This is a genomic window from Accumulibacter sp., from assembly GCF_023806565.1.
Lineage (GTDB): Bacteria > Pseudomonadota > Gammaproteobacteria > Burkholderiales > Rhodocyclaceae > Accumulibacter.
The window spans coordinates 1-7128 of the sequence record NZ_JAMTDV010000006.1 but is presented as its reverse complement, the minus strand read 5'-3'; the positions used below and the strand labels follow the sequence as shown (position 1 = coordinate 7128).

The 7128-nt window shown below is 67.2% G+C and carries 5 protein-coding genes and 1 pseudogene; 3 read left to right on the top strand and 3 right to left on the bottom strand.

Annotated elements, in window-relative coordinates:
- From NFV80_RS00535 to ahpC, 3 genes and pseudogenes are all read right to left on the bottom strand, one after another.
- Positions 1–188, bottom strand: a pseudogene (locus tag NFV80_RS00535) (response regulator); the annotation flags it as partial.
- 67 nt (positions 189–255) lie between these two features.
- Positions 256–1824, bottom strand: a complete 1569-nt coding sequence (gene ahpF, locus NFV80_RS00530; protein WP_296757468.1) for an alkyl hydroperoxide reductase subunit F — start codon at positions 1822–1824, stop codon at positions 256–258.
- A 122-nt stretch (positions 1825–1946) separates the two neighbouring features.
- Positions 1947–2510 (bottom strand): alkyl hydroperoxide reductase subunit C, encoded by a 564-nt coding sequence (gene ahpC, locus NFV80_RS00525; RefSeq protein ID WP_295326770.1) that lies wholly within the window; start codon positions 2508–2510, stop codon positions 1947–1949.
- 232 nt (positions 2511–2742) lie between these two features.
- Between ahpC and NFV80_RS00520 the strand changes: the two genes are divergently transcribed.
- The 3 genes from NFV80_RS00520 to NFV80_RS00510 form a co-directional block, all read left to right on the top strand.
- A complete protein-coding gene (locus NFV80_RS00520) occupies positions 2743–4143 on the top strand; it encodes a toll/interleukin-1 receptor domain-containing protein (RefSeq protein ID WP_295326768.1) in 1401 nt (466 codons plus the stop codon).
- On the top strand, positions 4140–5117 hold the full coding sequence (locus NFV80_RS00515) for an AAA family ATPase (protein ID WP_295326766.1): 978 nt from the start codon (positions 4140–4142) through the stop codon (positions 5115–5117). Before NFV80_RS00520 ends, NFV80_RS00515 begins: the two co-directional genes overlap by 4 nt.
- Positions 5117–7128, top strand: a 2012-nt coding sequence (locus NFV80_RS00510; protein WP_295326764.1) for a hypothetical protein, incomplete at its 3' end; no start/stop codon positions are given. The genes NFV80_RS00515 and NFV80_RS00510, both read left to right, overlap by 1 nt.

Here is a 7128-nt window from a genome sequence, read left to right as displayed (position 1 = left end):
CTCCTGACCTGCCGGAGGACTTCGAGCGAAGTACTGGCGTTATCGATCGAGCCGATACCCAGCGCCGCAAGCATCGTGCGCAGCGACGTCCGGGCATTCGGATAGCGATCGATCAGCAGTGCCCGTTTGCCCGACAACTCCCTCTGCAGGATGTGCAGCAGGTCCGCGCTCGTCTCGGGGTTCGTCATGGCGGAACCTTACCCGACAGTCCTCCGTCGGGCAAGCGGCAGTGGCGCCACCTCTGCGAGCAGATCCTCAGGAGGCCGAACTGCGGATCAAATGGTCGAAGGCGCTGAGGGCCGCCTTCGCGCCTTCGCCCATGGCGATGACGATTTGCTTGTAGGGCACGGTCGTCACGTCGCCGGCGGCGAAGACGCCCGGCAGCGAAGTTTCGCAGCGCGCATCGATTTCGATTTCACGATGCCGCGAGAGCGCCAGCGTACCCGTCAGCCAGTCGCTGTTCGGCAGCAGGCCGATCTGCACGAAAACCCCTTCGAGGTCGATGCGGTGCGCGTCGCCGCTGGCACGATCGGTGTACAGCAGACCGTTGACCTTCTGTCCGTCGCCGGTCACCTCGGTGGTCAGCGCCTCGGTGATCACCTTGACGTTCGCCAGGCTGAACAGCTTCTTCTGCAACACCGCGTCGGCACGCAGAATGCCTTCGAATTCAAGCAAGGTGACGTGGCCGACGACCCCGGCCAGATCGATCGCTGCCTCGACGCCCGAGTTGCCGCCGCCAATCACCGCCACCCGTTTGCCCTTGAACAGCGGCCCGTCGCAGTGCGGGCAATAGGCGACGCCATGGCCGCGATACTGCTTTTCGCCGGGAACGTTCATTTCGCGCCAGCGCGCGCCGGTGGCGATGATCACCGCCTTGCTCTTCAGCGTCGCGCCGCTGGCCAGCCGCAGCTCGTGCAGTCCGCCGGCGTTGCCCGGCAGCAGCGCCTCGGCGCGTTGCAGGTTGATGATATCGACGCCGTACTGCCGGACGTGTTCCTCCAGTCCGGCGGCAAGTCGCGGACCGTCGGTCTCCTTCACCGAGATGAAGTTCTCGATGGCCAGCGTATCGAGCACCTGCCCACCGAAACGCTCGCTGACCACACCCGTGCGGATCCCCTTGCGCGCCGCGTAGATCGCCGCGGCGGCGCCGGCCGGCCCGCCACCGACGATCAGCACGTCGAACGGCGCCCGCGCCGAAACCTTCTCGGCCTCGCGCTGCAGGGCGCCGCTGTCGACCTTGCCGATGATCTCTTCGAGCGTCATCCGCCCCTGCCCGAACGGTTGGCCATTGAGAAAGACGGTCGGCACGCCCATGATCTGCCGTTCCGTCACCTCGTCCTGGAACAGCCCGCCGTCGATCATCTGATGGCTGATTCCCGGGTTGAGCACGGCCATCAGGTTGAGTGCCTGTACGACATCGGGACAGTTATGGCAGGAAAGCGAAATGAACGTCTCGAAGTGAAACTCTCCGGCCGTCGCCGGAATCGCGCGGATCTCGTCGATCACGCCGGCATCGACCTTCGGCGGATGGCCGCCGGTCTGCAGCAGCGCGAGGATCAGCGAAGTGAACTCGTGCCCCATCGGCACGCCGGCGAAGCTGATGCGCGCGGGCTCGCCGGGGCGGCCGACCGAGAACGACGGCTTGCGCGCTGCGTCACCGTCCCGGCGGACGACCACCTTGTCCGAGAGTGCCGCGATGTCCTGCAGCAGGGCCAGCATTTCCTGCGCCTTGGCGCTGTCGTCGAGCGAGCCGACGAGTTCGATCGGCTCCCGGATCTTTTCCAGGTAAGCGCGCAGTTGCGCCTGTATGTTTGCATCCAGCATCAGTGTTGTTCCTCTTCGATTGGCATGAAAAAGGGGCCGCGAAGCGAACTGCTTGGCGGCCCCTTTGTCCGGAACCCGGGGTCCTGCGCGGGCCTGCTCGCCCGCGCGACGTTCGCTGCGGTCTAAATCTTGCCGACCAGATCGAGCGACGGGGCGAGCGTGGCGTCACCCGGAGTCCACTTCGCCGGGCAGACTTCCCCCGGGTGGCTGGCGACGTACTGCGCTGCCTGCACCTTGCGCAGCAGCTCCTTGGCGTCACGGCCGATGCCGAGGTCGTGAATCTCGCAGACCTTGATCACGCCATCGGGGTTGATCACGAAAGTGCCGCGCAGCGCCAGCCCTTCCGTTTCGATCATCACGTCGAAGTTGCGCGTGATCGTTCCCGTCGGGTCGCCGACCATCGGGTACTGGATCTTCTTGATCGTGTCGGAAGCGTCGTGCCAGGCCTTGTGCGTGAAATGCGTGTCGGTCGAAACCGAATACACTTCGACGCCGATCTTGCGGAACGACTCGTACTCGTCGGCCAGATCGCCGAGTTCGGTCGGGCAGACGAAGGTGAAATCGGCGGGATAGAAGAATACGACCGACCATTTGCCTTTGAGATCGGCGTCGGTTACCGGAACGAACTTGCCGTTGTGGAAAGCGGTCGCTTTGAACGGTTTGATTTCGGTGTTGATCAAAGACATCTCAAGTCTCCTGTGAGTTCGGTGAAGGAAAGTGCGTGACGGACGGATGATAGTGGAGCCGCCAGAATTGTTCCAATTGATTCTGGTAATTTGATCGATAGCCAGGCGCTATTCGCCCGTCCGTTCGTGTGCCCGGTTTGACGAAAGCGGCGCCAGTGCCGATACTTCAAGCACTTGGCGACGCCTGCCCGGCCGATTCGGCGGGCGCGGTCCGCTGCGGGGGGAAGGGGCAATGGTCAGCGTTTACGTTTCGTATGCGTGGCGGGAAGAGGAACAGAACCGGCTCGTCGACAGACTCGGCGAGGCGTGCACGGCGCGCGGGATCGAACTCGTGCGCGATACGGAGCACATAGGCTATGGCCAGTCGATCCGCGCGTTCATGGACAAGCTCGCCCAGGCCGAGCACATCGTCCTCGTGCTCAGCGATGCCTATTTCCGCTCCGACTACTGCATGTACGAATTGTGTGGAATCCACCAGGACCGACACTTCGCCGACTTCCGCAAGCGGGTATATCCGATCATCCTGCGTGGGACGCACTTGTACAAGCCTGTTGAGCGGATCCAGTTCGTCAAGCACTGGATCGCGGAGGCCAAACAGCTCGAACAAGAATTGAACGGTCTCGAAGATTGCAAACACACGCTCGAACTGCGCAGGAGTCTCGAGGATTATGCCGACTTCCACCGGCTGATAGACAAGCTGATGAACGTCCTCGCCGACATGAACTCGCTGACCGAGGACGTGCACCGCGACACCGACTTCGCCGCGCTGCTCGACCGAATCAAGGGTAATGCTGAAGTCGACGATTTCCGGCGCAGGATTGTTGCCGAGGTGCGCGTTGCGCTGGGACGTAGTGCTCGCCTCCGCGACGCGCTGGAGGACAGGCTGTGTGCTTCGGGAGCTTCTCGCGCAAGCGATACCGCGGAAGCGCTCTGCGCAAGGACACCGGACAAGGCCATCGCTGACCTGCTCTTTCCGGCTACGCTCGCTTCCCTCACCCGACTGGACGAGCAACGCAAGGAATTTTCCGATGCCTGGGCCTCCGCCAAGTCGGTGCTGGCCTGGCTGACGCTGCTGGGAGTCGACGGGGAGTCCTTTCGTTTCGCGCAGCGGCAGGCATTGGCAGCGCGAAAGCTGGCTGTCGACATCGGGGTGAGGACCACTCTCGGCGTAGAGATGGTCACTTCGCATTACCGGGAAGTCGAGCCTCGACTGCGGCTTCACAGGAGCAATGTCGTTGGTGCCGGGGCGGTCCAGCTCCCGCAATACGAAAGTGGCTGGAACGCCACAGCGGTTCTCAACAATCTGTTGCTCGAGACATGGAGCTGTGTCTTCCCGGAAGAGTCCCGGTCGCATCTGGAGAAAGAGGATCGAGACAAGCTGAAAGGCGAGCTGGCTGCCCGCCGAGAGCTCAAAACCTTTCACCACTACATTCTCGTTCCCCGCGACCAGCAGACATTGGTCACCCAGCCAGAGTTTCAAAAGGAAGTCCTCGATGCGCTCGGAAACGTCAGTGTCATCGTCTTCCAAGCCGAAGGAGCGGCGCCGGCGCTTCTATTGAGCGATGAGTACTATTTCATGGGCCTGGTCCGCCAGTTTCTGACGATCCCCGAACTTCTAGCGAAGCCGCGATGAACACCACCTCGATCCCGATGATTCCCCTCACCCCGATCCCCCTGCCGCCCCGCGGCTCCTGGCCCGAGGCGGTGCACCTGTTCGACGAAGAATCCGCCTGGGCGGTGCGCTCGGCGCTGGCGGCGCAGCGGCCCCTGCTGGTTCGCGGCGAGCCGGGTTCGGGCAAGAGCCAGTTGGCGCGCGCCGCGGCCGAGGCGCTCGGCCGGCTGTTCGTATCCGAAGTCGTGCATGCGCGCAGCGAGAGCCAGGACCTGCAGTGGCGCTTCGACGCGCTCGGCCGGCTCGGCGACGCGCAGGCGATGGGCGCGCACCATTGCAGCGCCGACGAAGTGCGGCAGCGCCTCGACCAGCGCAATTACCTGAGTCCGGGCGCACTCTGGTGGGTATTCGACTGGGATTCGGCGGCGCGGCAGTACGAGCACAGCGGCGGGCGCGGCGGGCAGCCGCAGCCGCCGGCCGACTGGTCGCCGGCAAAGGGAGCGGTGCTGCTGATCGACGAAATCGACAAGGCCGAGGCCGACCTGCCGAGCGGACTGCTCGAAACGCTCGGCAACGGCGCCTTCCCCGTTCCCTGGCTCGACACGCCGGTCTGCGCGCAGACCGGAACGCCGACACCGCTGGTCGTCATCACCACCAACGAGGAGCGCGAACTGCCAGCGGCGTTCATTCGCCGCTGCCTGGTGCTCAACCTCAGCCTGCCGGCGAACGAAGCCGATTTCAGCGCCCGGCTCATCGAGCGCGGCTGCTTGCACTTCGGCAGCCGCTGTCACGCCGAAGTCTATCGCGAAGCGGCCCGCCAGCTCTGGCAGGATCGTCAGGCGGCGGCGAGCGAGGGCTTGCAGGGGCCGGGGCAGGCGGAATATCTCGATCTCCTGCGCGTCGTCGTGACCCTCGCGCCGACGCTCGAGGAGCAGCCGGAGCTGCTCGCCAAGGTCAGCGGCTTCGCTCTGCGCAAACACCCGCCGGCCGGCTGATGGGCGGCGCGGCTCCGCGGGCGGCCGTCGGCCGTGCCGACCTGCTGCGTATCTGGGCGGCGCACGGCGATGCGGCGCTGGCCGGGGCGGCGCGCGCGCTCGGCTTCGAGCCGGCGCCGGCGAGCAAGCCCCGGACGGTGTACGCGACTGGCAGCGAAGCCGCGACGCAACTCGGCGAAGCCGTCGTCGGCACAGAGCCGCCGCCGCTTCCCGAACGCCCGGCGCAACTGCCGAAAGCGCGCTTCTTCCACGTCGTCGAGCACCGCGAGCGCGCGCCGGAAGCGGCCACCGCCGCCGGGCCGGCAGCGCCGCCGTGGCTGGCCAGCGCGCAAGTCCTGCGTGAAGATCATTGCCCGCCCCCCGCTTCGCTGCGTCTGCCGCGGCGACAGCCGCTGACTCGGTGGTCGCGGCTGTGGCCCTTCCTGCGCCGCGCGCTTGGCCGCAGCGTCGCTTCGCGCGAACCCGACCTGCCGCGGCTGCTCGCAAGGCTGACGCGCGGCGAAGTACTGCGCACGCTGCCGCTGCTCGTGCGCCACGGCTGGAGCCCGCGCATCGCCATCGTCACCGATTACAGCCGGCGGACGCGGCCGTTTCACGAAGACTTCAACTCGCTGCAGCGCGCGCTGAACCGGCGCCACGGCCGGCTCGGGATCGATGCGAAGATCGTCGCCGGCGATCCCGGCCGCGAACTGCGCGTCCGTGAGCCTGCGCAGAGCACGCCACGGCGCTGGCCGCTACCGCCGCCTGAAACGCCGGTGCTGATCCTTGGCGACCTCGGCCTGCTCGATGCCGCGCCGGAAGCGTTGCGCGGCTGGCAGCAGTTCGGCCGGCGGCTGCGTTCTGCCGGCTGCCGGCCGCTGGTCCTCTGCCCGGTGCCGGCGCGGCTGCACGCGGCGAGCCTGCAGAGCGGTTTCGCGATCGTCGAGTGGGACCGCGGCAGCCGCCTGCGCGAGTCGTCGGCCGGCGTTCCGGCGAGCGGCCCGGACGAGACGCGGCGCGCGCACGCTGTCGATACGCTGCTGACCATGCTGGCGCCGGCGGTGGTCATCGAACCCGACCTGCTGCGTGCACTGCGCTACCGGCTGCCGGCCGGCGAAGCCGACGTGCTCGCCGAAGCGCTCGTCTGGCAGCATGCCGACCTCGTCACCAGCGCGCGCGGCGGACAGTTCGCCGGCCCCGAGGCGATCGCCGGCTACCAGCGCAAATTCGCCTCGCTCGCCGCGGAAATGCGGCAGGCGGCCGTCGACTGCCTGCTTGCGCAGCACACCGGCCTCCCCGCTTCGGTGCGTCACGCCGAGGTGGCCGCCTGCCTGCATCTCGCCGCAGGCGCGGTGCCGGCCCGGATCGCCGCAGAAGCCGAAGAATGGCAGAAGGACGTCGCCGCGACGGCGTGCCCAAGCGGCAGCAACGCAGCGCTGCGCCAGTGGCTGCAGCGGCACGTCACGCGGCAGAGCGACGCGGCGCTCGCCGCCAACCCGGCGCTCGCCGCGCACTGGGCGCTGGCGCAGCGCGAGCGGCTGGCCGCCGGCGAAGCGGTCGATCTGCCGGCCGGCGTGCGCGAGGAAGACGTCGCCTATTTCCTGCACGACGACCGGCAAGGCCCGGGCCGCGTGCCCTGCCGCCTGTGCCAGCGCGGCGACGAACTGTGGCTCGAAGCAGAGGCGGACGGCGCGGCGCCGGGCAGTGGCAGCCCGTATGCCGAGCTGACGCTGGTCGATGCCGTCGTCCGGCTCAGCGTCGCCGGCGACCGCGGCGAAGCGGTCAGCCGCCGCTACTTCGCCATCGCTGCGCTACCGCAATTGCTCGCGCGCCTGACGCGCGAGGTCGCCGCGATCACGCTGCACGCCGAACATCTCGACCTTGCCGTCGCGCCGCTCGGCAAACCCGTCTGGGCGAGCGCGATCGGCCGCGATTCGCGCGGCCTCTACGCCGAGGTCTGCTGGCGCGGCGAACGCTGCCGGCTCGACTGGCAGCCGCCGGACCAGCAGCGGGAGTGCGGCTGGACGAGCGA

Excerpts from the sequence above, each read along its gene's own strand:
- ahpC (WP_295326770.1), bottom strand. The coding sequence starts at position 2,510 with ATGTCTTTGATCAACACCGAAATCAAACCGTTCAAAGCGACCGCTTTC.
- NFV80_RS00515 (WP_295326766.1), top strand. The coding sequence starts at position 4,140 with ATGAACACCACCTCGATCCCGATGATTCCCCTCACCCCGATCCCCCTG.
- ahpF (WP_296757468.1), bottom strand. The coding sequence starts at position 1,824 with ATGCTGGATGCAAACATACAGGCGCAACTGCGCGCTTACCTGGAAAAG.
- NFV80_RS00520 (WP_295326768.1), top strand. The coding sequence starts at position 2,743 with ATGGTCAGCGTTTACGTTTCGTATGCGTGGCGGGAAGAGGAACAGAAC.